Genomic DNA, 22,748 nt, shown 5'->3' with positions numbered 1-22,748 from the left:
TCGAAGAGATGAGCTTTCCGGCGACAAGCCTGCACGAGGGCGCTGTAAACCCCTCCCTGGGCGCTACTTTTGACGTCCATGGTCAAAAGACCCTCGTTCCGCCTTGTCCCCGGCGCTCATCCTGCCCACATCTTGGAGTGAGCGCTTAATCCTCGAAGTCGATCCAGCGCGAGCGGTGGATGTCCTCGATATTGGTCTGCCAGCCGCTCAGCGCCGGGCTCACCAGGTTGCGCGAGACGTAGTAGTAGAGCGGCAGTGTGGCGTTGTCGGCCAGTGCCAGGGTCTCGGCCTCGGCCATCAGCTCGGCGCGGGCATCGGTGTCCTGGGTCTCGGCGGCCTGGTCCATCAGGGCGTCGAACGCGTCGTTCTGGTAGGCGCCATAGTTGTTGGCGACGCCACCCTCGAGCAGGCTCAGGAAGTTCTGGGCGTCGTTGTAGTCGCCGATCCAGCCGGCCCTTGCCACGTCGAAGTCGCCCTGGCGGATGTCGGCATAGTGGACGGCCACCTCGGCGTTGTAGAGCTCCACCTCCACGCCCAGCGGCTTCCACATGGCGGCCAGGGCGATGGCGACCTTGCGGTGATCCTCGCTGGTGTTGTAGCGCAGCAACAGTTCGAGAGGGTTGTCCGGGCCGTAACCGGCCTCTTCCATCAGCGTGCGGGCGCGGGTGAGGCGCTCCTCCTGGCTCAGGTCGGCGAAGTCGAGCTCGGCTCCCTCGTAGTGGGCCACGTTCGGCGGCACGAAGCCGTAGGCGGGCTCTTCACCGGTGCCCAGGATCTGGTCGGTGATCACCTCGCGGCGCACCGCCAGGCTCAGCGCCTCGCGCACGCGGGGGTCGGCGGTGGCGCGGTCGTCCCGGGTGTTGAAGGCGTAATAGTAGATGCCCAGGTAGGGGGCCACCTGCACCGCCTCCGGCAGGTTCTCCTGAAGCCAGGTGTACTGCTGGGTGGGGAACTCCCGGGCGATGTCGATCTCGCCGGCGCGGAAGCGGTTCAGGGCGGTATTGCGCTCCTCGATGGGGAAGTAGATCACCTCGTCCAGGGCGACATTCTCGGCGTCGTGGAAGTGCGGATTGCGGGTGGCCTCGATGCGGGTCTGGGACCGCCACTCCTGCAGGGCGAAGGCGCCGTTGGAGACCATGTGCTCGGGGCTGGGCCAGTCGTCGCCGTGCGCTTCCACCACGTGCCGGGGCACCGGGTAGGCGGTGTAGTGGGCCAGCTGGTCGAGGAAGTAGGGGGTCGAGCGCTCCAGGGTGATCTCGAGGGTGTGGGCATCCAGGGCCTCGATGCCCAGCGCGCCCGGCTCGGCGTCGCCGTTGAAGACCGCCTCGGCGTTCTTCACCGGGTAGAGCAGGTAGGCGTAGCTGGCGGCGGTGGCCGGGTCGAGGATGCGCCGGAAGGCGAAGACGAAGTCGTCGGCGGTCACCGGGGTGCCGTCCGACCAGGCGGCGTCCTCGCGCAGGCTGAAGGTGTAGGTCGTGCCGTCCTCGGTGACTTCCCAGGACTCGGCGACGCCGGGGATGCGCGAGCCGTCGGCGGCCTCGGTGACCAGCCCCTCGAAGAGATCGCCGACCACGTCGTTCTCCCAGGTGCCGCTGACCTTGTGGGGGTCCAGGGAGGCGGGCTCGCCCATGATGGCGAGGCGCAGGGTATCGGCACTGACGGGCAGGGCGAGGCAGGTGGCGGCCAGCAGCAGCGAGCCGGCGGCAAGGCGGGGCGTGATCATGGTGCACTCCGTTGCTTGTGGTTGTGTGGAGTTCCGGCCATTTGGCCATGACTTGACCCTATCCAAGCCCGCTGACGCGGTCTATTTGAAATTCCGCATGGCTTCATCCATGAATTCGATACTGTCCAGCCCCGAGGGCCGGGTAGGATGGTCGCTGTGGTCGGGGTTCGCTACAATAGTCCCCTTTTCCGCGCCGCCGCGGCGGCCATCTTTCCACTGCAGATTCAGGCGAGACGCCCCATGCTGGAAACCAACCCGATTCACTACCTCATCAAGGACCTGTCTGAGCGGACAGACGTCCTGAGGGGGTATCTTTGACTATGCCGAAAAGAAGGATCGGCTAGAGGAAGTTACCCGCGAGCTGGAAGACCCCAATGTCTGGAACGATCCGGACTATGCCCAGAAGCTGGGCAAGGAGCGCGCTTCCCTCGAGACCATCGTGGCCACCATCGACGAGCTGGACCAGGGGCTGGGCGATAGTCGCGACCTGCTGGAGCTGGCCGAGATGGAGGATGACGAGGCCACCGTCGCCGAGGTGGAGAAGGAGCTCCAGGGCTTCCATGCCAGCCTCGAGAAGCTCGAGTTCCGGCGGATGTTCTCCGGCGAGATGGACGAGAACAACGCCTATCTCGATATCCAGGCCGGTTCCGGCGGGACCGAGGCCCAGGACTGGGCGAACATCCTGCTGCGCATGTATCTGCGCTGGGCCGAGCATCATGGCTTCAAGGCCGATATCACCGAGCTCTCCGCCGGCGATGTGGCGGGCATCAAGTCGGCTACCCTGCATATTCAGGGTGATCATGCCTTCGGCTGGCTGCGCACCGAGACCGGCGTGCACCGCCTGGTCCGCAAGAGTCCCTTCGACTCCGGCGGTCGCCGCCATACCTCGTTCGCGTCGGTGTTCCTCTCCCCGGAGATCGATGACAGCTTCGAGGTCGATATCAATCCCTCGGACCTGCGCGTCGACACCTACCGCTCCAGCGGCGCCGGCGGTCAGCACGTCAACACCACCGACTCGGCGGTGCGCATCACCCATGAGCCCACCGGTATCGTGGTGGCCTGTCAGAGCCAGCGTAGCCAGCATGCCAACCGCGACTTCGCCATGAAACAGCTCAAGGCGAGGCTGTGGGAGCATGAGATGGAGAAGCGCAACGCTGCCAAGCAGGAGGCCGAGGACTCCAAGTCCGATATCGGCTGGGGCAGCCAGATCCGCTCCTACGTGCTGGATGATCAGCGCATCAAGGACCTGCGTACCGGTGTACAGACCAGCAACTGCGACAAGGTGCTGGACGGCGATCTGGATCAGTTTATCGTCGCCAGCCTCAAACAGGGTCTATAGCCTGCTGCGCTCGCCGACGCGCCCCCGCCCCTCTGCTCGAGATGTCCATCGACCCGAGTCGATGCCGCTCTCCGCAGAGGGGCGGCTTGTATCGGCGTCGCTTGCACGGCTCTAGATGCGTCTCAGCTTTCGTATTCGAGATTTTCGAGATTTCCAACAGGTAGCGATATGGCCAACGAGAGTCCCTCAGCGGAAAGCCCGCAGAACGAAGAGAACCGCCTGATCGCCGAGCGCCGCGCCAAGCTGGCGGCACGCCGCGAGCGGGCCGCCGCCCAGGGCGAGAGCGCCTTCCCCAACCATTTTCGTCGCGACAGCCAGGCCGCCGAACTCGAGGCGGCACTGGGTGACAAGGACAAGGCCGAACTCGAGGCGCTGGGCCACCAGGCCAGCGTGGCGGGCCGTATCATGCGCAAGCGTGGTCCCTTTATCGTTATCCAGGATGTCAGCGGCCAGATTCAGCTCTACGTCGACAAGAAGGGGCTGCCGGCCGAGCTGCTCGAGGAGATCAAGGGCTGGGACATCGGCGATATCGTCGCCGGGCGTGGCCCGGTGCACAAGTCGGGCAAGGGTGACCTCTATGTGATGATGGAGGAGGCGGTGCTGCTCACCAAGAGCCTGCGGCCGCTGCCCGACAAGTTCCACGGCCTCACCGATATGGAGGCGCGTTACCGTCAGCGCTATGTGGACCTGATCATGAACCCCGACTCGCGCCAGGTGTTCGAGACCCGTGCCGGGGTCATCAGTGCCATGCGTCGCTTCTTCGAGGCGCGCGGCTTCATGGAGGTGGAGACCCCCATGCTGCAGGCGATCCCCGGTGGTGCCACGGCACGCCCCTTCGTGACCCACCACAATGCGCTGGACCAGGACATGTACCTGCGCATCGCGCCGGAGCTCTACCTCAAGCGCCTGGTGGTGGGGGGCTTCGAGAAGGTCTTCGAGATCAACCGCAACTTCCGTAACGAGGGGCTCTCCACGCGCCACAACCCCGAGTTCACCATGATCGAGTTCTATCAGGCCTATGCGGATTACCATGACCTGATGGATCTGACCGAGGAGATGTTGCGTACCCTGACCCAGGAGGTGCTGGGCAGCACCACCGTGGTCAACACCGTGCGCAATCGCGATGGCGAGGTGCTGGAAACCTTCGAGTACGATTTCGGCCAGCCGCTGCGTCGCCTGAGCGTGTTCGACGCGATTCTCGAGTTCAACCCCGATATCCATGCCGATTCGCTGGCCGACGAGACCGCGGCGCGCCAGATCGCCGAACGCCTGGATATCGACGTCAAGGATGGCTGGGGGCTGGGCAAGATCCAGATCGAGATCTTCGAGAAGACCGTGGAGCATCGTCTGCAGCAGCCCACCTTTATCACCGAATATCCCACCGAGGTGAGTCCCCTGGCGCGGCGCAAGGATGCCAACCCCTTCGTCACCGAGCGCTTCGAGTTCTTCGTCGGGGGGCGCGAGATCGCCAACGGCTTCTCCGAGCTCAACGACGCCGAGGATCAGGCCGAGCGTTTCCGCGAGCAGGTGGCCGAGAAGGAGGCCGGGGACGACGAGGCGATGTACTTCGACGCCGATTATGTGCGGGCTCTCGAATATGGTCTGCCGCCCACCGCCGGCGAGGGCATCGGCATCGACCGGCTGGTGATGCTGCTGACCGATAGCGCCTCGATCCGCGATGTGCTGCTGTTCCCTGCCATGAGGCCGGAAGTCGAGTAGAGGAGCGGTTCGGGAAGCATTGGTAAACGCCGCGGGTAGCGCCCATAATGGTCAGCGTTTCGACGTCGAGGAGACCGCCATGAAACTGCTCAACCGCTCTGCCCTGAGCGTCCGCCCGACCCAGCACTTCGTGGATTGGATCAACGGGCTCGAGCCCACCCTCGGCAACGAGGATCTGACGCTGGCCGACGTCGAGCACGAGAGCACCATCTACCTGATCCCGGAGATGGATACCCCGGAGGCCCTGCAGGGCTTCGTGCGTGAGCGCTACCTCGAGATCCTCGAGACCGAGCTTCGCGCCTGGGAAGAGGATCAGCGGCAGTGGCCCGAGGTCCTCGACTGGCCGCTGTTTCAGCGCTTCCTGCAGCTCGAGCACAGCTACCTCGCCATCGACCTGGATGATGAGGCGGCGCTGGAGATCTCCGAGATCGACGATAGCCTGCTGCTGGAGACCGACCAGGACTGACGCCTGATCGGAGATTCGCGAGAGAAACCGGCTTCGGCCGGTTTCTTCGTTAACGGACCCTGATGCGGAACATGGAATGAGCCGACTCTTCGAGACGCGCCCCGGTGATGATGGCCTGCCGGGGCCCGAGCGACGCCTGGCGGTGCTGGCGCTGATCCTCGGTACCCTGATGGCGGTGGTGGATACCACCATGGTCAATATCGCGCTGCCCTCCATCGCCACCGGCCTCGAGGTGTCGGCGTCGCGGGTGGTATGGGTCACCAACCTCTTCCAGGTCAGCTCGGCCGCCTTCCTGCTGGTCTTCGCCGCCCTGAGCGAGCTGCTGAGCCGGCGCCGGCTCTATGTGGCGGGGGTGGCGGTATTCACCCTGGCGGCGCTGGGCAGCGCCCTCTCGACCACCCTCGAGAGCCTGCTGGTCTTTCGTGCCCTTCAGGGGCTGGGCGCGGCGGCGACGCTCTCCATCGGCCCCTCGATCTATCGCCAGGTCTTTCCGACGCGGCTGCTGGGGAGCGCCCTGGGGCTCTCGGCCATGGTCGTGGCGGGGGGCTATGCTGCCGGCCCGGCGATCGGTGGGGCCCTGCTCTCGGTGGCCGACTGGCCATGGCTGTTTGCGCTGCACCTGCCGCTGGGTGCGGTAGCGGTGGTGCTGGCCTGGAGGGCACTGCCGCGTGAAGCGGCGCGCCCCGGTGGCTTCGACTGGCAGGGGGCGCTGCTCTCGATCACCATGCTCGGCGGCCTCTTCGTCGCCATGGATGGCCTCGGCCATGGCATGGCGGCCTGGGCCCTGGCGGCCTGGCTGGGCACCAGTCTGGTGGCGGCACTGCTGTTCGTGCGTCGCCAGCGACGCGCCACTCACCCGTTGCTGCCGCTGGCGATCTTTGCCGAGCGGCGCTTCAGCCTGGCGCTGGCCGCTCAGGGGAGTGCCTTTATCGGGCAGGGGCTCGCCTTCGTGGCGCTCTCCTTCCTGTTCCAGCAGCAGATGGGGTTCTCTCCCCTCGAGACCGCCTGGCTCTTCACCCCCTGGCCGCTGGCGATCATGCTGGTGGGGCCGCTGGCGGGCCGGCTGGCCGACCGGGTGAACCCCTCCCTGCTGGCGTCGCTGGGCCTGCTGCTGCTGATGGGCGGCCTGTCTGCCCTGGCCTGGCTCGATGCCGAGGCCGGGGTGGTCGAGGTGCTGTGGCCCATGGCGCTGTGCGGTATGGGCTTCGGGCTCTTTCAGCCGCCCAACAACCGCGAGCTGATCGGCAGCGTGCCGCTGTCGCGCAGCGCCAATGCGTCCGGGGCCATGAGCACGTCGCGTACCGTGGGGCAGTCGCTGGGGGTGGCCCTGGTCGGCGCCTTCCTGGCCGCCGGCGTGGCGGTGCAGGCCACGCTGTGGCTCGGTGCCCTGACGACCCTGGCCGCCCTGCTGTTCAGCCTGCTGCGGATCCCGCTTGCCGCAGCCGCCCGGCGAGGATAGAGCCGCTGGGTCGCGGTGCATCGTTAGCCTTGCCTATAGCGAGTACAATGGGCGTTTCACTTCACCATTTTGGGAAGCCGCCATGAGCATCCAGTCAAGCATCGAAGAGAAGCTCCAGGCCCTCGAGCCCGCCTTTCTGCAGGTGGAGAACGAGAGCCATCGGCACGCCGTGCCGCCCAACTCCGAAACCCACTTCAAGGTGACGCTGGTCAGCGAGCGCTTCGAGGGTCTGATGCCGGTCAAGCGCCATCAGCAGCTCTACGCCCTGCTGGCCGATGAGCTGGCCGGGCCGGTGCATGCCCTGGCTCTGCACCTCTATACGCCCCAGGAGTGGCAGGCCAGCGGCCAGGCGCGCCCCGACTCGCCGGACTGCCGGGGCGGCGGCCGGTGACCAGCGAGCCACAGCGCCTCCAGTATCTGGAGGCGATGGGTCTGACCGCCTGGGTGGCGCGCTATGCGCTGCCCAATGCGCACCCCACGCCGGCCTGTGAGTGGGAGCTGCCCGAGCAGCCCCCCGAGGTCGGGCATGGTCAGCGCCTGCAGGCGCTGCTGGATGAGGCGCGGGAGCAACCGGCGGCCCCGCCGGCCGAGAGCCCGGCCCAGGAGCGCAGCGAGCGAGTGCCGCGTCCTGGCAAGGCGCGGGCGGCCCTGCTGGGCGATATGGCGCCTCCCGAGGAGGTCAGTGCCGAGACCGAGGCGTCGAGCGCGCTGGCCGAGGAGGCGCCCCGGGAAGCCCTGCGCTTCGCCTTTCAGGTGGCCTGCCTGGAGGGGCGCTGGTTGCTGGTGCTGCCGGGCGACCAGGCACCGGGGCGTCCTCAGCTGATGTTGCTCGCCAATATCCTGCGGGCCGCAGGTATCGAGTCGCCGCCCCCGGTGTTTCAGGATTTTCGCTGGCCACTGCAGGAGGGACTTCCGGTACAGGAGCCCCTGGTGGAGGCCCGGGAGGGCCTGAAGGCCTTTGTCGCCGGGGCCAGCCGGCGCGGCTGGGTGCCTGAGCGGTTACTGGTGTTCGGCCGGGACGAGGTGCTGGAGCGAGTGCTGTCGCTCGAGGGAGAGCGCTGTCCGCTGTTCGGGCTGCCCGCCTGGCAGGGGCCTTCGCTGGCCGGGCTCGCCAATGGCGCCGACGCCAAGCGCGCCCTGCTGCCCCGGTTGCTGGCCCTGGGCGAGGCATGGCGCGAGACGCAGGGGGGAGCACCGAGTGGGCAGTGAGGTGTCTGGCGACCGGCCGGTGCTGACGTCCCTGGACGAGGCCGCGCTGGAATCGCTGACGGCCCTGGAAGCCGCCCATGGGTGGGCTACCGCCGGCTCGGCGAGCCAGCTGGCGGCGACCCTGCGCTCATCGACGATATGGGTGGTTGGCCAGGTGGTCGATGATGTCGTGGTGGGGTATGCCGCGCTGGAGCGGCAGCCCTTCGAGGCCGATCTGCAGGCGATTCTGGTGGATGCTCGCTGGCGAGGGCGCGGAGTGGCGCGTCGGCTCCTGGCGGAGGTGGTCGAGCAGGCCCGAGCCTGGGGCAGCGAGCGCCTGTTGCTGGAGGTACGGGCTGGCAATGCCTCGGCCATCGCGCTCTATCGCGCGGCTGGCTTCGCGGAGGATGGCGTTCGCCGCGGATACTATCCGCCCCGGCAGGCCGGGGCGGTCAGGGAAGATGCGTTGCTGATGTCACTGGCGCTGGCGTGAGACCGGCGCGGTGGTGGCTCAGCTCTGGCTGCTGGTATCCAGCTCGTCCAGCTTGCCGAGCACGGCGGACAGACGGCTCTCCCACTCCTCGCGCTCCTGCTTCAGGCGGCTGTTTTCCTCGCGCAGCTCTTCGGCTTCCATCTTCAGCAGTTCCAGGGCCTCCACGGCGCTGGTGACCTTCTGTTCGAGCCGGTTGAAGAGTTCGATGCTCATCCTGTTCTCCTGAGGTGTCGTTCCGGGTGGTCCTGGTGGCCGAGCCGGCGCCCGCAGCGGGCGTTCCAGTCCCGCAGCGTAACGCCGAGCCCCTGGCTCAGCAAGCGTCGTCGGCCGGCGACAGGGCGGTCGCGTCGCGTCGATAGAGTCGACCATGGCTGTCGCCGGCGTGAACCTCGCGGTGCAGCCGCCAGCTGGGAGGCACCTGCGGGTCGAGCCCGGCTTCGGTTTCCAGGTAGATGAAGGCCTCGTCGGTCAGCCAGCCCGATTCCAGCGCGGCACAGCACGGCTCGGCCAGCCCCTGGCGGAAGGGGGGGTCGAGAAAGACCAGAGTGGCCGGAGAGGGCGCATCGCTCAGGAAGCGGGCGACATCGGCGTTGATGACGCGCCCCCGCGATGCGGCCCCCAGGGTGTCGAGGTTCCTGCCCAGCTGGTCGGCCACCCGGGCGTCGCGCTCCACGAAGATGGTCTCGCGGGCGCCGCGCGACAGCGCTTCCAGGCCGAGGGAGCCGGTGCCGGCGAAGAGGTCGAGCACCCGGGCGCCGGGCAGGGTGGCGGCAAGCCAGTTGAACAGCGTCTCGCGCACCCGGTCAGGCGTGGGACGCAGGCCGGGGCTGTCGAGTACCGGCAGCAGCCGGCGGCGGTAGTCGCCGCCGATGATGCGCAGGCGGCCCGCAGGGCGTCGGTCGGTGCTTCGGCGGCCGGTGGTCGTGGGCTTGCCTGAGCGGCGGGGGCGTGGGGAGCGTCGAGTCATGACGGGATTGTAACCGGCGGCTTGTCCACAGTCATGGTGGGCAGTGGTAGGATGTGACGATTCGTTCATCCGCGAGGCTGATGCTGTCCATGTTCGGTTTTTTCAAGCGCAAGAAGAAGCAGGAGCAAGAAGCGATCCGGGAGGAGCAGGAGCTCCAGGACGAGGTCGCTCCGCCCTCCGACGAGGAGGAGGGCTCCGGCCAGGGGGAGAGCTCCGATCAGGGTGAGCGCCCCGTCGACGAAGAGCGCCCCAACGAAGAAGGGCGCGTCGCCGAGACGCAGGCACGGCCCGAGTCGCACCCCGTCGAATCGTCGCCTGCCGAGGTGACAGAGGCGTCGAGCGAGGACACGGCCGCCGCCTCGGCGAGCATTGCCCCTGACCCCATCAGGCAGCAGCCTGCACCCGAGCCCGAGCCCGAGCCCGAGCCCGAACCAGCACCAGAACCCACCGTGTTGCAGGAGAAGCCTGCCGCCGGCGAGAAGAAGGGCTGGTTCGCGCGCATTCGTTCGGGGCTCGGCAAGACCCGCGCCAACCTGACCGACGGTCTGGCCGATCTGTTTCTGGGCAAGAAGCAGATCGATGATGATCTGATGGAGGATCTCGAGACCCAGCTGCTGATGGCGGATGTGGGGATCGAGGCCACCACCGCGATCATCGACCGCCTGGCCGAGCGCGTCTCGCGCAAGGAGCTCAAGGACAGCGAGGCGCTCTATCGCGCCCTCCAGGAGGAGCTGGCCCTCATGCTCGAGTCGGTGAGCACGCCCCTGGAACTGCCACCCAAGGGGGAGGGTCCCTTCGTGATCCTGGTGGTCGGGGTCAACGGGGTGGGCAAGACCACCACCATCGGCAAGCTGACCCAGCGTTTCCAGCGCGAGGGGCGCAGCGTGATGCTGGCCGCCGGCGATACCTTCCGTGCCGCCGCGGTGGAGCAGCTCAAGGTGTGGGGCGAGCGCAACCGGGTGCCGGTGATCGCCCAGCATACCGGTGCCGACAGCGCCTCGGTGGTCTATGACGCGGTGGCGGCCGCCAAGGCGCGCGGCGTCGATGTACTGATCGCCGATACCGCCGGGCGTCTGCACAACAAGGCGCACCTGATGGAGGAGCTCAAGAAGGTCCACCGGGTGATGGGCAAGCTCGATGCCAGCGCACCCCATGAGGTGATGCTGGTGCTCGATGCCGGTACCGGGCAGAACGCTCTCTCCCAGGCCAGCACCTTCAACGAGGCCGTGCCGATCACCGGGGTGACGCTGACCAAGCTGGATGGCACCGCCAAGGGGGGCATCATCTTCGCCCTGGCCAAGCAGCTGGGCACCCCGATTCGCTTTATCGGTGTCGGCGAGTCGCTGGACGACCTGCGCCCCTTCGTGGCCGGCGAGTTCGTCGATGCGCTGTTCGACCGCGAGAGGAACGACGCCCAGGGATGATCGTCTTCGAGCACGTCGGCAAGCGCTACGGTGGGCGCTTCGAGGCCCTCGCCAACCTCGACTTCCGCGTGCATCGCGGCGAAATGCTGTTCCTGACCGGCCACTCGGGGGCCGGCAAGAGCTCCCTGTTGCGCCTGATCATGCGCCTTGAGCGCCCCACCCGGGGGCGCATTCTGGTCGCCGGCCACGATATCGACCGGCTCCACCCCAGCCAGGTGCCGTTCTATCGCCGCCAGATCGGCGTGGTCTTTCAGGATCACCAGCTGCTCCATGACCGCTCGATCTTCCATAACGTGGCGCTCCCCCTGACGATCCAGGGCGTCGAGCCCCGCGAATCGGCGCGTCGGGTGCGCGCCGCACTGGACAAGGTCGGGCTGCTGCACCGTGAGAAGGCACTGCCGATCGAGCTCTCCGGTGGTGAGCAGCAGCGTGTGGGCATCGCCCGTGCCGTGGTCAACAAGCCGGCGCTGCTGCTCGCCGACGAGCCGACCGGCAACCTCGACCCCCAGCTCTCTGCCGACATCATGGCGCTGTTCGAGGACTTCAATCGCATCGGCACCACGGTGATGATCGCCAGCCACGACCTGGCGCTGATCGCGCGGTTGCAGCATCGCACCCTGCGCCTGCGCGAGGGTCGCCTGGTGGGCGACCGGGAGGCCGCATGAGTCGTCGCCCCGCGCCCTCCCCACGGGGTGCCCGCACCCACCGCACACGCTCCTCGAGCCGCCTCCGCGGCTGGTTGCGCCACCATCGGGCGATGTGTCTGGACAGTGCCTGGCGGCTGCTGCGAACGCCCGTCGCCAGCCTGGTGACCATGCTGGCCATCGCTATCGCCATGGTCCTGCCCGCGGGGCTGTGGCTGACCCTGGACAGCGCGCGACTGCTCGATGCCGAACTGACCGAGAGCGCGACCCTCACCGCCTACCTCGCGCCGGGGGTCGGCGATGGAGAGGCGGCACGCATCGACGAGGCCCTGGGCGCTCAGCCCGGCGTGGCCCGCACCCGGTTGATCACCGCGGCCGAGGGCATGGCGGAGTTTCAGCAGGCGCTGGGGCTGGAGGATGCCCTGGGGCGCCTCGATGACAATCCTCTGCCGGCCAGCGTGGTCGTCACACCCGAGGCCCCGGCACCGGAGGCCGTTCGCGCGCTGGCCGAGTCGCTGGCGGCGGTCCCCGGGGTGGAGGAGGTGCGCCTGGATCTGGCCTGGATCGAACGGCTGCGCAGCCTGGCCGAGCTCGGCCAGCGCGTGACGTTGGCGCTGGCGGTGCTGTTCGGGGGCGGTGTGCTGCTGGTGGTAGGCAATACCATCCGCCTGGCGGTGGAGAGCCGTCGCAAGGAGATCGAGGTGGTCACCCTGATCGGCGCCACCCATGGCTTCGTGCGCCGCCCCTTCCTCTACAGCGGGGCCTGGTATGGCCTGGGGGGTGGCCTGCTGGCCTGGGGGCTGCTGACCCTGGGAGGGGAGTGGCTGGCGACACCGGTCTCGGCCCTGGCGGCCAGCTACGGTGCCAGTTTCAGCCTGCCGAGGCTGGGGGTGGGCGGTTCCGCTTCTCTGGTGGGGTGTAGTATGCTACTGGGCTGATTGGGTGCCTGGATGGCGGTCAGCCGCCACCTCGCCGAGGTGAAGCCGCGCTGATGCCTGGGTGCCGTGTTGATCGACCCGTCGGGTAGACGGGGCTTGAAATTTCGCGGAACCTTACACTGTTTCTGGTGTCTTAGGTGCCGCATGCATAACGTACAATGCGTAGACACGCACGAATGGGCTGATTGAGGAGACATCCTGCACATGAGCAACAGTCTTCTTCCGGTGGGCCAACTCTCCCCGGGGCACGACCTCAACGGATATATCCGGGCGGTGACCGGCATTCCGATGCTGACCCCCGATGAAGAGAGGGAGCTGGCCTTCCAGCTGCATGACGAGGGCGATCTGGAGGCGGCGCGCCGCCTGGTGCTGTCGCACCTGCGCTTCGTCGTGCACATCGCCCGCAGCTATTCCGGCTATGGCCTGCCCCAGGCGGACCTGATTCAGGAGGGCAATGTCGGCCTGATGAAGGCGGTCAAGCGCTTCGACCCCAATCAGGGGGTGCGGCTGGTCTCCTTCGCCGTGCACTGGATCAAGGCGGAGATTCACGAGTTCGTATTGCGCAACTGGCGTATCGTGAAGATCGCCACCACCAAGGCCCAGCGCAAGCTGTTCTTCAACCTGCGCAGCGCCAAGAAGCGCCTGGCCTGGCTCAACAGCGATGAGGTCGAGGCGATCGCCAAGGATCTCGACGTCAAGCCCGAGGTGGTGCGCGAGATGGAGGGCCGCCTGGCCTCCCATGATGCCGGTTTCGATGCGGCGCCCGGCGAGGACGACGAGAGCAGCTGGCAGGCGCCGGTGCACTATCTCGATGACGCCTCCGCCGACCCGGCCGTTCAGCTCGAGGCGAGCGACTGGGAGGGGGATTCCACCCGTCGCCTGCAGCAGGCGATGGAAGGGCTGGACGAGCGTTCGCGCGACATCCTGCGGCGTCGCTGGCTCACCGAGCCCAAGGCCACCCTGCATGACCTGGCCGATATCTATGGCGTCTCCGCCGAGCGTATCCGTCAGCTCGAGAAGAATGCCATGAAGAAGATCAAGCAGCAGATCGGTGATGCCCTGGTGGCCTGACGCCCCATGGCGACACGCCTGACGTTGCCGCCGAGTCCCGCACAGAGCCCCCGCCGGAGTGTATCCGACGGGGGCTCTGGCGTTTCTGGCGGGGGCTGAGCCTACGCCGGCTGCGGGCTTTCCCTGAGCAGCTGGCTGGAGAGCAGCATCCACTGCTCCTTCCAGTGCTCGGTGGGGCGGCGCTTGAAGTCACTTCTCACGTACTGACTGATGCGCCCCTCGGCGGTGGCCAGCAGCAGGTTGGCGGCGGCGGAGGCGGGCAGAGTGGTGCGACGCCCCTCGCGCAGTTCGGCCTCGCGCAGGATCTGCTTGAGCTGGGTCTCGAGCCGTTCGAAGAGCTGATGGATACGGACTCGCAGGCGGGCGGTCTCGCCGGTGAGCACCCCGCCGTCGAGCAGTCGCGAGAGGCCGGGGTTCTTCTCGGCGAACCCCAGCAGCAGGGCAAGCAGGGCGGCGCAGCGGGGCAGCGCCTCGTGCTCCTCTTCCAGGATACGCCCGATGCGGGCAAACAGGGTCTCCTCGATAAACTCGATGAGGCTCTCGAACATGCGGGCCTTGCTGGGGAAGTGGCGATAGAGGGCGGCCTCGGTGACGCCGACCTGCTTCGCCAGGGCAGACACGGTGATGCGCTTGCCGCTGTCCTCCTCCAGCATCATGGCCAGCGCCTGGAGAATCTGATCGCGACGACTGGGGGTTGCCTGGTGCATGGTGTGATCAGCCTTCGTCGGTGATCAGGGTGCCGACCCCGGCGTTGGTGAAGATCTCCAGCAGGGTGGCGTGGGGGACCCGGCCGTCGATGATATGGGCGCTCTTCACGCCGCCCTTCACCGCCTCCAGGGCGCAGCGAATCTTCGGCAGCATGCCGCCATGGATGGTGCCGTCACTGATCAGTTCATCCACCTGAGTGGTGGTCAGGCCGGTCAGTACCTCGCCGGCGCTGTTCATCAGGCCGGCCACATTGGTCAGCAGCATCAGCTTCTCGGCGCCGAGTGCCTCGGCGACCTTGCCCGCCACCAGGTCGGCGTTGATGTTGTAGCTGTGGCCCGCCTCGTCCACGCCGATGGGGGCGATGACCGGGATGAAGTCGCGGTTGGCGAGCATGTCGATCAGGTCGGTAGAGATATGCTCCACCTCGCCTACATGACCGATATCGATGATCTCGGGGGCGGTCATCTCGGGGGACTGATGCTCCACCTTGAGCTGGCGGGCACGGATCTGGGCACCATCCTTGCCGGTCAGGCCGATCGCCTTGCCGCCGCACTGGTTGATCAGGTTGACGATGCCCTTGTTGACCAGCCCGCCGAGCACCATCTCCACCACATCCATGGTCTCGGCGTCGGTGACCCGCATGCCATTGACGAAGCGTGACTCGATATTGAGCTTGCCGAGCAGTTCGCCGATCTGCGGGCCGCCGCCGTGGACCACCACCGGATTGATGCCCACCTCCTTCATCAGCACGATATCGCGGGCGAAGGAGTCGATCAGGGTGTCCTCGGTCATGGCGTTGCCGCCGTACTTGACGACCACGGTCTTGCCGGAGAAGCGCTGGATGTAGGGCAGTGCCTCGGAGAGGACCTCCACCACCAGGCGCGGGTCACGGGTCTGTTCGGTCATTGCGGGTTCCTTGTTCATGCTTGGAGCGCCAGATCCAGCTCGGGGGCCACCTGGGCCAGGGCATCGGCGAAGCGCGCCTTGATGCGCTCGAGCGCCGAGTCACTCTTGCCCTCGAAGCGCAGCACCAGCACCGGGGTGGTGTTGGAGGCGCGGCACAGTCCCCAGCCGTCGGGGTAGTCGACACGGATGCCGTCCAGGGTGGTCTTCACGCCCTCCTCGCCGAAGTCGCCCTCCCGGGCCAGGCGTGCCACCAGATCGAACTTGGTCTCGTCGGTGACGGTGATATTGATCTCCGGGGTGCCCTTGTCCTGAGGGTAGCGGTCAAAGAAGGCGTCCGCGTCCTGTTCCTGGCGAGCGAGGATCTCCAGCAGGCGGGCGGCGGCGTAGAGGCCGTCATCGAAGCCGTACCAGCGCTCCTTGAAGAAGATGTGTCCGCTCATCTCGCCGGCGAGCAGGGCGCCCGTCTCCTTCATGCGTGCCTTGATCAGGGAGTGGCCGGTGCGCCACATCTCGGGCTCGCCACCGGCCTCATCGATCACCCGGGCCAGGTTGCCCGTGCACTTGACGTCGTAGATCACCTTGCCGCCCGGGTTGCGTTCGAGCATGTCCTCGGCGAAGGCCATCATCAGATGGTCCGGATAGATCAGTCGGCCGGAGGGCGTGATCACCCCCAGGCGGTCGCCATCGCCGTCGAAGGCCAGGCCGATGTCGGCGCCGCTCTCCTGCACCGCCTGAATCAGATCGCGAAGGTTCTCGGGCTTGCCCGGGTCCGGGTGGTGGTTGGGGAAGGTGCCATCGATCTCGGCGAACAGCGGCAGGGTCTCGACGCCGAGTCTCTCCACCAGCTGCGGGCCGAGCTCGCCGGCCACGCCATTGCCGCAGTCGACCACCGCCTTGAGCGGACGGGTCAGGCGCACGTCGGCCAGGATGCGTGCCAGATAGGCGTCACGCACGTCCACCTCACGCAGGCTGCCCTGGCCCTCGCTCAGGTCGTGCGTGGCGATACGCTCGTGCAGGGCGGTGATCGCCTCGCCCGAGAGGGTCTCGCCGCCCAGCACGATCTTGAAGCCGTTGTAGTCGGGCGGATTGTGGCTGCCGGTGACCATCACCCCGGAGGTGGCGCCGTCCAGCACGTGGGTGGCGAAGTAGAGAACCGGGGTGGGCACCATGCCGATGTCGATGATGTCGCGGCCGGTAGCGGTCAGGCCCCGCACCAGGGCGGCCTTGAGGCGCTCGCCGGAGAGCCGGCCGTCGCGGGCAACCACCACGCTGGATTCGCCGCGGGCGGCGGCCTCGCTGCCGATGGCGCGGCCGATCAGCTCGACGGCGGGCTCGGTGAGGGTGTCGTCGACGATGCCGCGAATATCGTAGGCACGGAAGATGGAGGCGGGTACGGTCTGGCTGTGTTGGGTCATGAAGCGTGCGTTCCTGTGAGCGGTGACTGGAGGCGCTGGCTGGGTCAGTGGCGGCCGGAGCTGCCGAAGCCGCCGGTGCCACGCTGGCCATTACTGTCCTGGGGGCTGCTGCTCTGGCCGGTAGCGAAGTCGTCTACCAGCTCGAGCTCGGCCTGTACCACCGGCACCAGCACGTACTGGGCCAGGCGCTCGAAGGGCTCCAGGGTGAAGTCGGCCTGACCCCGGTTCCAGACCGAGATCAACAGCTCGCCCTGGTAGTCCGAGTCGATCAGCCCCACCAGATTGCCGAGCACGATGCCGTGCTTGTGGCCCAGCCCCGAGCGGGGCAGGACCAGGCCGGCGAGGGCCGGGTCGGCGATATGAATGGCCAGCCCAGTGCGTACCAGCTCGCACTGGCCCGGGCTCAGGGTCAGGGGGTCGTCGAGCAGGGCGCGCAGGTCCATGCCGGCAGAGCCCCGGGTGGCGTAGTGGGGCAGGTAGTCGCGCAGGCGTTCGTCGAGCAGCTTGACGGCCAGGCGGGGCTTGGCATCGGGTTGGGACATCGGATGTTCCTGATACGGTTCGGGATCGTGGATCGGTTGGTGGCTCAGCCGGGAGTGGTCCGCCGCCGTGTGCTCAGCCGTCGGCTCGCTCGGCCAGGCAGGCCAGGGCACGACGCATGATCGCCTGGGCCATCTCGCGCTTCGGCTGGGGAGCGAGACTCTCCCGCTCCTCCCCCGCGGCGCCGCGCCAGAGCAGCAGGGCGGCGTTGTGATCGCTGCCGAAGCCGAGCCCCTCGCGAGAGACATCGTTGGCGACGATCATGTCGAGCCCCTTGCGAGCCAGCTTGTCGCGGGCATAGCTCGCGACGTCCCGGGTCTCGGCGGCGAAGCCGACCACCAGCGGACGCTGCGGCACCGGCAGTGTGGCCACCGAGGCGATGATGTCGGGGTTCTTGACCAGGCGCAGGGTCAGGGCATCCTCGCCCTCGACCTTCTTGATCTTGTGCTCGGCGGCCGCTTCGGCGCGGTAGTCGGCGACCGCGGCGCAGCCGATAAAGATATCGCTCTGCGGGGCGAGTCGCGCCGTCGCCTCATGCATCTCGAGCGCCGTCTCCACCGCGATCCTCTCCACCCCGGCGGGACAGGGCAGGGTCACCGGGCCGCTGATCAGCTTGACCCGGGCGCCCAGGGCCGCGGCAGCCGTGGCCAGGGCGTAGCCCATCTTGCCGGAGCTGTGGTTGGAGAGGTAGCGCACCGGGTCCAGGGGCTCCCGGGTCGAGCCGGCGGTAATGGTGACGGTCAGGCCGGAGGCCGGCGCGTGATCGGCGGCCTGCGATGAGAGCAGTGACCCGAGGATCGTCTCGGGCTCCAGCATGCGGCCGGGGCCGGTATCGCCGCAGGCCTGATCGCCGCTGTCCGGCCCCAGCAGGCGCCAGCCATCCTCGTCGAGACGGGCGGCATTGCGCCGGGTCGCGGGCTGGCGCCACATGGCCTGGTTCATGGCGGGCGCCATGACCTTCTCGGCATCACTGGCCAGGCACAGGGTGGTGAGCAGGTCGTCGGCCATGCCCGCGGCCAGGCGTGCCATCAGGTCGGCGGTGGCCGGAGCGATCAGAATGGTGTCGGCCCACTTCGCCAGCTCGATATGCCCCATGCCGGCCTCGGCCTCGGGGTCCAGCAACGAGGTGCGTACGGGCTCGCCGGTCAGGGCCTGCAGGGTCAGCGGCGTGATAAAGGCCTGGGCCCCCTCGGTCATGACGACGCGAACCTCGCAGCCCGCCTGCTTGAGCAGACGAGCGAGCAGGGCGCTCTTGTAGGCGGCGATACCGGCACTGATGCCGAGCAGAATGCGGCGGCCTGTGAGTCCGGTTCCGGATGGCGATGACATGGACAGGTTCCCGGCGAGTATCTCAGCCGCCTACCTTACCACTGGCGCCCCACCTTGCGTAGCCGAGCCGATCTCAGGGCTATCGCGGTAACGACAGGGTGGTAGTGAAAGGCGCCGGGGATAGGTCGGAGAGGGGGTCCGAGGACCAGGGGTGAGGAGCACTGCTCCGAACGGGCTGGCCATGGTTGGCCAGCACCGGACCTGCAAGCGGAGCGGGACGCGAGAGCGCCGCAGGGCCGAGGTAGCCTGCAAGGAGGTACTCGTAGCGCCCTCTCGACGGTCCGGCGCTCCGGGACCTGTCGCCGGAACAGTCTTGAGCGGTGCTGTCAGCTGCGATAGTTCTGGAGCCGCCGGCCCGGCAGGGAAGAGTGACTACACTGAGGGCCAGGCTGAGGGGGAGGGGCGAGCGATGTCGATCAAGGACTGGCCGGAGGGGGAGCGCCCCAGGGAGAAGCTGCTGGCGCTGGGTGCCGAGGTGCTCTCGGATGCCGAGCTGTTGGCGATCTTTCTGCGGGTCGGCGTGCAGGGCCGTTCGGCGGTTGACCTGGCCCGCGACCTGCTGCTGGAGTTCGGCGGCCTGCGCCAGCTGCTGGAGGCCGAGCGCGAGTGCTTCTGTGCGGCGCGGGGCATGGGGGATGCCAAGTATGTCCAGCTTCAGGCCACCCTCGAGCTGTCGCGGCGGCACCTGGCTCGAGGCGAGGCGCTCACCTCGCCGACCCTGGTGCGCGCCTACCTCTCCAGCCAGCTGCGCCACCTGGGGCATGAAGAGTTTGCCGCGCTATTCCTCGATACCCAGCACCGCGTGATCCGCTACGAATCACTGTTCCGCGGCACCCTGGACAGCGCCTCCGTCTATCCACGCGAGGTGGCGCGGCGTGCCCTGGAGCTGGGCGCCGGGGCGCTTATCCTCGCGCATAACCACCCATCGGGGGTGGCCGAACCCTCTGATGCCGACCGGCGCATCACCGACCGTCTGCGCGAGGCGCTCGGACTGTTCGAGATCCGCGTGCTGGACCACTTCGTGGTCGGGGATGGCGAGGTCGTCTCCTTCGCCGAGCGAGGGTGGCTCTAGGACATGACGCGGGGCGCGACTTGCTCTATAATGTTGCCTCGGCTGCGCATGGCCCCGAGAGACTTGAGTGAAGAGTACGGGGGCTGCCTGCCAAGCACCTGCCCACCGTCAGTCGCCTTTTGTGTCGTACTCGCCGTCGCGGGACAGATCTGTCCTTGCGCTCCGGGCTTGTCCGGTGAGGCGGTCTCTGGTATAAAGTGCAGCCTTTGAATTCCCTTGGGTCAAATGTCACGGGATCTCCCGGTTTGCCCGACAGGTTTTGAACACAACAGGTGATTGACACCTGGCCAGTGGTTGGAGGCTCCCATGTCCAAAGTATGTCAGGTTACCGGCAAGCGCCCGGTGACTGGTAACAACGTTTCACACTCCCAGCGCAAGACCCGCCGCCGGTTCCTGCCGAACCTGCACTCCCACCGTTTCTGGGTGGAGTCCGAGAACCGTTTCGTCAAGCTGCGCGTCTCTTCCAAGGGCATGCGTATCATCGACAAGAAGGGTATCGATGCGGTTCTGGGCGATATCCGCAAGCGCGGCGAAGCCGTCTAAGCGATTCGCTTCTAGCGATCCATACAAGGGGAGCAAGTAGTCATGCGTGACAAGATCAGAATGGTGTCCAGCGCCGGTACCGGCCACTTCTACACCACCGACAAGAACAAGCGGAACACTCCGGACAAGCTGGAGATGAAGAAGTACGATCCGGTTGTTCGCAAGCACGTGATGTACAAGGAAGCCAAGATCAAGTAAGTCTTGATCCTCTTCCGCAGGTGTTCAAGCCTGTTGATCTGAACCCGGCTGATCCCTCAGCCGGGTTCAGGCGTTTCTGAGGAAGCCGTAGAGCCTGTCGCCGATGCCAGAACTTCCCGAAGTCGAGACCACCCGCCGTGGCATCGCCCCGCATGTCGAGGGGCGTGAGATCGGTGAAGTGGTCGTGCGCCAGTCCCGTCTGCGAGTGCCGGTACCGGCCGACCTGGCCGAGCGACTGGTAGGCGCTCGCATCGGCTCGCTGGCCCGTCGTGCCAAGTACCTGCTGCTCCCGCTTGCCGGAGGAGACTCCGCCGGGGCGACCCTGCTATGGCATCTGGGCATGTCGGGCAGTCTGCGCATCGTGCGTCTCGGCGAGCTGCCCAGAAAGCATGACCACCTCGACCTGGTGCTCGATGATGGTGCCATCCTGCGCTATCACGACCCGCGGCGCTTCGGCTTCGTCGATTGGCTGGCCGGCAGCGTTGAAGCGGATTCGCGCCTGAGGCGACTGGGACCGGAGCCGCTTTCGGAGGCCTTCGACGGTGAGCGGCTCTACCGTCTCTCGCGAGGGCGGCGTGTCGCGGTCAAGCCCTTCCTGATGGACAACGCCGTGGTGGTGGGGGTCGGCAATATCTACGCTTCCGAGGCGCTGTTCATGGCCGGCATCGATCCGCGTAGCGCCGCCGGGCGGATTTCGGCGGAGCGCTATGCGCGTCTGGCCGCCGCGGCCAAGGAGGTGCTGGCCGCCGCCATTACCCAGGGGGGCACGACCCTGCGAGACTTCGTCGGAGGCACCGGCGAGCCCGGCTACTTCAAGCAGCGGCTCAATGTCTATGGCCGCCATGGCGAGCCCTGCCGGCGCTGTGGCGCCGAGCTGCGCCTTATCACCCTCGGGCAGCGGGCCAGTGTCTACTGTCCCCGTTGCCAGACCTGACTTCCCGGAGAGACCCAGCATGACCCTGTCCTCACTTCGCCTGAAGAAGAACGCCGACCGCCGCCTGAAGGCCGGCCACCTGTGGCTCTACTCCAACGAGATCGATACCGCGGCGACACCGCTCAAGGGCCTGGAGCCGGGCCAGCAGGTGGTGGTGGAGGCGGCCAATGGCAAGGCCATGGGCGTGGCCTACGTCAACCCCAACTCGCTGATCTGCGCGCGTCTGGTCTCCCGGGATCCACAGCAGAGTCTCGACCGCTCGCTGCTGGTGCATCGCCTCAACCAGGCCCTGGCGCTTCGCCAGCAGCTGTTCGCCGTCCCCTACTACCGCCTCGTGCACGGCGAGGGCGACCTGCTGCCTGGGCTGGTGATCGACCGCTTCGGCGATACGCTGGTGGTGCAGCTCAATACCGCCGGCATGCAGGCGGTGCTGCCCGAGCTCCTCGACGCCCTGGACAAGGTGCTTTCACCCGCGAACGTGGTGCTGCGCAACGACACCTCGGGACGCCGTCAGGAGGGCCTGGAGCGCTCCGTGGAGGTGGTCAAGGGCGACGTGGGCGACCCCGTGCCGCTGGAGGAGAATGGCGTGCGCTTCTCGGCTCCGGTGCTAGATGGCCAGAAGACCGGCTGGTTCTATGACCACCGCGTCAACCGCGCCTGGCTCAATCAGTTCGTGGCCGGCAAGCGGGTGCTGGACCTGTTCAGCTATGTTGGCGGCTGGGGCGTACAGGCCGCGGCTCATGGTGCCCGGGAGGTGCTCTGCGTGGATGCCTCGGCCCCGGCGCTGGAGCGGGTGGCCGACAATGCCGCGCTCAATGGCCTGCACGAGCAGGTGTCGGTGGGAGAGGGGGATGCCTTCGACGTTCTGGCGGCTCTCAAGGCGGAGGGCGAGCAGTTCGATGTGGTGATCCTCGACCCGCCTGCCTTCATCAAGAAGCGCAAGGATATCCCCAACGGCGAGCGCGCCTACGGCAAGCTCAATCGTGAGGCGATGCGCCTGCTGGGCCGCGATGGCCTGCTGCTCTCGGCATCGTGCTCCATGCACCTGGCCCCGGAGCGGCTGGTCGACGTGGTGCGTGGAGCGGTGCGTCATCAGGATCGTCATGGCCAGATTCTCTTCCAGGGCCATCAGGGACCGGATCATCCGGTGCATCCGGCGATTCCCGAGACCAGCTACCTGAAGGCGCTGGGGGTGCGGGTCTTCCGTGACTGACAGGATGGGCGAGTCGGTGCGTGTCTTTGCCCACAGCAATGCGCTGCTGGTCAGCCATGTGTATAACCTGCTCGAAGCGGCGGGCATCCCCGCGGAGTTGCGCAATATGACCCTGGGTGGCGGCGCCGGTGAGCTGCCGCTCGGGGAGTGCGAGCCCGAGGTGTGGGTGAAGTCGCATAATCGCGAGCGTGCCGACGCCCTGATAGGCGATGCCCTGGCGGGCAGGAGCGATGCCGCGGCCTGGCACTGCCCGGGCTGTGGCGAGCCCCTGGAAGGGGTCTTCGAGGCCTGCTGGAAGTGTGGAGCAGGGCGCCTCTGAGGGCGAAGGTGCGAGGGCGGGCCCAGAGCCTGGTCGAGCCCTTTGCCACACGCTGCCGCTTATGCCCTCGGCTATCGGTCATCGGTCATCGGGGATAGGGGATAGGGGCGGCGTCTGACCCTGGTCGCCTTGTGGGGGCC

At 67.3% G+C, this 22,748-nt stretch carries 25 protein-coding genes; 17 read left to right on the top strand and 8 right to left on the bottom strand.

All coding sequences use genetic code 11. The features are described 5' to 3' along the window. Positions 1-145: 145 nt before the first annotated feature. Positions 146-1,723, bottom strand: coding sequence for a peptide ABC transporter substrate-binding protein (locus RM463_RS08990; protein ID WP_195687865.1), 1,578 nt, complete (start codon positions 1,721-1,723; stop codon positions 146-148). 243 nt (positions 1,724-1,966) lie between these two features. On the opposite strand from RM463_RS08990, the gene prfB reads away from it, so the two are divergent. The 7 genes from prfB to RM463_RS08955 all read left to right on the top strand — a co-directional run bounded on the left by prfB (position 1,967) and on the right by RM463_RS08955 (position 8,387). Further along, positions 1,967-3,062, top strand: a protein-coding gene (gene prfB / locus RM463_RS08985; RefSeq protein WP_229332951.1) for a peptide chain release factor 2 whose coding sequence is annotated in 2 segments (ribosomal slippage) — positions 1,967-2,038 and positions 2,040-3,062 — 1,095 coding nt in all. Because the reading frame shifts where the segments join, the coding sequence is not laid out codon by codon here. Positions 3,063-3,230: 168 nt separating this feature from the next. Continuing rightward, positions 3,231-4,781 carry a lysine--tRNA ligase gene (lysS, locus tag RM463_RS08980; RefSeq protein WP_195687863.1) on the top strand — a complete coding sequence of 517 codons (1,551 nt, stop codon included), beginning with the start codon at positions 3,231-3,233 and terminating at the stop codon, positions 4,779-4,781. 79 nt (positions 4,782-4,860) lie between these two features. After that, the gene (locus RM463_RS08975; protein ID WP_132044510.1) at positions 4,861-5,247 is read left to right on the top strand and encodes a hypothetical protein; all 387 of its coding nucleotides are present in this window, start codon (positions 4,861-4,863) and stop codon (positions 5,245-5,247) included. Between the two features lie 76 nt (positions 5,248-5,323). Further along, positions 5,324-6,706, top strand: a complete 1,383-nt coding sequence (locus RM463_RS08970) for an MFS transporter (protein ID WP_195687862.1) — start codon at positions 5,324-5,326, stop codon at positions 6,704-6,706. Positions 6,707-6,788: 82 nt separating this feature from the next. Continuing rightward, entirely contained in the window at positions 6,789-7,097 is a 309-nt protein-coding gene (locus RM463_RS08965; protein ID WP_161423927.1) for a BolA family transcriptional regulator, read from the top strand. Next, a complete protein-coding gene (locus tag RM463_RS08960; RefSeq protein WP_195687861.1) occupies positions 7,094-7,915 on the top strand; it encodes a hypothetical protein in 822 nt (273 codons plus the stop codon). The genes RM463_RS08965 and RM463_RS08960 overlap by 4 nt, the downstream gene beginning before the upstream one ends. Positions 7,916-7,934: 19 nt before the next feature. Then, the gene (locus RM463_RS08955) at positions 7,935-8,387 is read left to right on the top strand and encodes a GNAT family N-acetyltransferase (protein ID WP_311429811.1); all 453 of its coding nucleotides are present in this window, start codon (positions 7,935-7,937) and stop codon (positions 8,385-8,387) included. Between the two features lie 18 nt (positions 8,388-8,405). Here the strand turns inward: RM463_RS08955 and RM463_RS08950 are convergent, their stop codons facing one another. Then, positions 8,406-8,600, bottom strand: coding sequence for a cell division protein ZapB (locus RM463_RS08950; RefSeq protein WP_195687859.1), 195 nt, complete (start codon positions 8,598-8,600; stop codon positions 8,406-8,408). 97 nt (positions 8,601-8,697) lie between these two features. Further along, complete coding sequence (rsmD, locus tag RM463_RS08945) at positions 8,698-9,354, bottom strand: 16S rRNA (guanine(966)-N(2))-methyltransferase RsmD (protein WP_311429810.1); 657 nt, start codon at positions 9,352-9,354, stop codon at positions 8,698-8,700. An 89-nt stretch (positions 9,355-9,443) separates the two neighbouring features. Here rsmD and ftsY point away from each other — a divergent pair, with 89 nt between their 5' ends. The 4 genes from ftsY to rpoH all read left to right on the top strand — a co-directional run bounded on the left by ftsY (position 9,444) and on the right by rpoH (position 13,431). Further along, complete coding sequence (gene ftsY, locus RM463_RS08940) at positions 9,444-10,778, top strand: signal recognition particle-docking protein FtsY (protein ID WP_311429946.1); 1,335 nt, start codon at positions 9,444-9,446, stop codon at positions 10,776-10,778. Then, entirely contained in the window at positions 10,775-11,443 is a 669-nt protein-coding gene (ftsE, locus tag RM463_RS08935; protein ID WP_132042909.1) for a cell division ATP-binding protein FtsE, read from the top strand. Before ftsY ends, ftsE begins: the two co-directional genes overlap by 4 nt. Then, complete coding sequence (gene ftsX / locus RM463_RS08930; RefSeq protein ID WP_311429809.1) at positions 11,440-12,360, top strand: permease-like cell division protein FtsX; 921 nt, start codon at positions 11,440-11,442, stop codon at positions 12,358-12,360. The genes ftsE and ftsX overlap by 4 nt, the downstream gene beginning before the upstream one ends. A 204-nt stretch (positions 12,361-12,564) precedes the next feature. Then, positions 12,565-13,431, top strand: coding sequence for an RNA polymerase sigma factor RpoH (gene rpoH / locus RM463_RS08925; RefSeq protein ID WP_132042906.1), 867 nt, complete (start codon positions 12,565-12,567; stop codon positions 13,429-13,431). Between the two features lie 101 nt (positions 13,432-13,532). Here the strand turns inward: rpoH and slmA are convergent, their stop codons facing one another. The 5 genes from slmA to coaBC form a co-directional block, all read right to left on the bottom strand. Further along, entirely contained in the window at positions 13,533-14,138 is a 606-nt protein-coding gene (slmA, locus tag RM463_RS08920) for a nucleoid occlusion factor SlmA (RefSeq protein ID WP_311429808.1), read from the bottom strand. 7 nt (positions 14,139-14,145) lie between these two features. Beyond that, positions 14,146-15,045, bottom strand: a complete 900-nt coding sequence (gene argB / locus RM463_RS08915; RefSeq protein WP_195687854.1) for an acetylglutamate kinase — start codon at positions 15,043-15,045, stop codon at positions 14,146-14,148. A gap of 14 nt (positions 15,046-15,059) precedes the next feature. Next, positions 15,060-16,460 (bottom strand): phosphomannomutase/phosphoglucomutase, encoded by a 1,401-nt coding sequence (locus RM463_RS08910; protein WP_311429807.1) that lies wholly within the window; start codon positions 16,458-16,460, stop codon positions 15,060-15,062. A gap of 44 nt (positions 16,461-16,504) precedes the next feature. After that, complete coding sequence (dut, locus tag RM463_RS08905; protein ID WP_311429806.1) at positions 16,505-17,002, bottom strand: dUTP diphosphatase; 498 nt, start codon at positions 17,000-17,002, stop codon at positions 16,505-16,507. A 73-nt stretch (positions 17,003-17,075) separates the two neighbouring features. Continuing rightward, positions 17,076-18,329 (bottom strand): bifunctional phosphopantothenoylcysteine decarboxylase/phosphopantothenate--cysteine ligase CoaBC, encoded by a 1,254-nt coding sequence (gene coaBC / locus RM463_RS08900; protein ID WP_311429805.1) that lies wholly within the window; start codon positions 18,327-18,329, stop codon positions 17,076-17,078. 409 nt (positions 18,330-18,738) lie between these two features. Here coaBC and radC point away from each other — a divergent pair, with 409 nt between their 5' ends. The 6 genes from radC to RM463_RS08870 all read left to right on the top strand — a co-directional run bounded on the left by radC (position 18,739) and on the right by RM463_RS08870 (position 22,608). Continuing rightward, positions 18,739-19,401: a RadC family protein gene (gene radC / locus RM463_RS08895; RefSeq protein WP_311429804.1), complete on the top strand. Its 663-nt coding sequence runs from the start codon at positions 18,739-18,741 to the stop codon at positions 19,399-19,401. Positions 19,402-19,707: 306 nt separating this feature from the next. Continuing rightward, a complete protein-coding gene (gene rpmB / locus RM463_RS08890; RefSeq protein WP_132042892.1) occupies positions 19,708-19,944 on the top strand; it encodes a 50S ribosomal protein L28 in 237 nt (78 codons plus the stop codon). Positions 19,945-19,986: 42 nt separating this feature from the next. Beyond that, positions 19,987-20,142, top strand: a complete 156-nt coding sequence (gene rpmG / locus RM463_RS08885) for a 50S ribosomal protein L33 (protein WP_097790452.1) — start codon at positions 19,987-19,989, stop codon at positions 20,140-20,142. 103 nt (positions 20,143-20,245) lie between these two features. Next, positions 20,246-21,076: a bifunctional DNA-formamidopyrimidine glycosylase/DNA-(apurinic or apyrimidinic site) lyase gene (gene mutM / locus RM463_RS08880; protein WP_311429803.1), complete on the top strand. Its 831-nt coding sequence runs from the start codon at positions 20,246-20,248 to the stop codon at positions 21,074-21,076. A 19-nt stretch (positions 21,077-21,095) separates the two neighbouring features. Then, positions 21,096-22,289, top strand: a complete 1,194-nt coding sequence (locus RM463_RS08875; RefSeq protein ID WP_311429802.1) for a class I SAM-dependent rRNA methyltransferase — start codon at positions 21,096-21,098, stop codon at positions 22,287-22,289. Beyond that, a complete protein-coding gene (locus RM463_RS08870; RefSeq protein ID WP_311429801.1) occupies positions 22,282-22,608 on the top strand; it encodes a putative signal transducing protein in 327 nt (108 codons plus the stop codon). The genes RM463_RS08875 and RM463_RS08870 overlap by 8 nt, the downstream gene beginning before the upstream one ends. Positions 22,609-22,748 lie beyond the last annotated feature (140 nt).

It is taken from the genome of Halomonas sp. LES1, assembly GCF_031846005.1.
Classification (GTDB): Bacteria; Pseudomonadota; Gammaproteobacteria; order Pseudomonadales; family Halomonadaceae; genus Halomonas.
The sequence above is the reverse complement of the archived record's forward strand: the minus strand, read 5'-3'. Positions and strand labels throughout refer to the sequence as shown.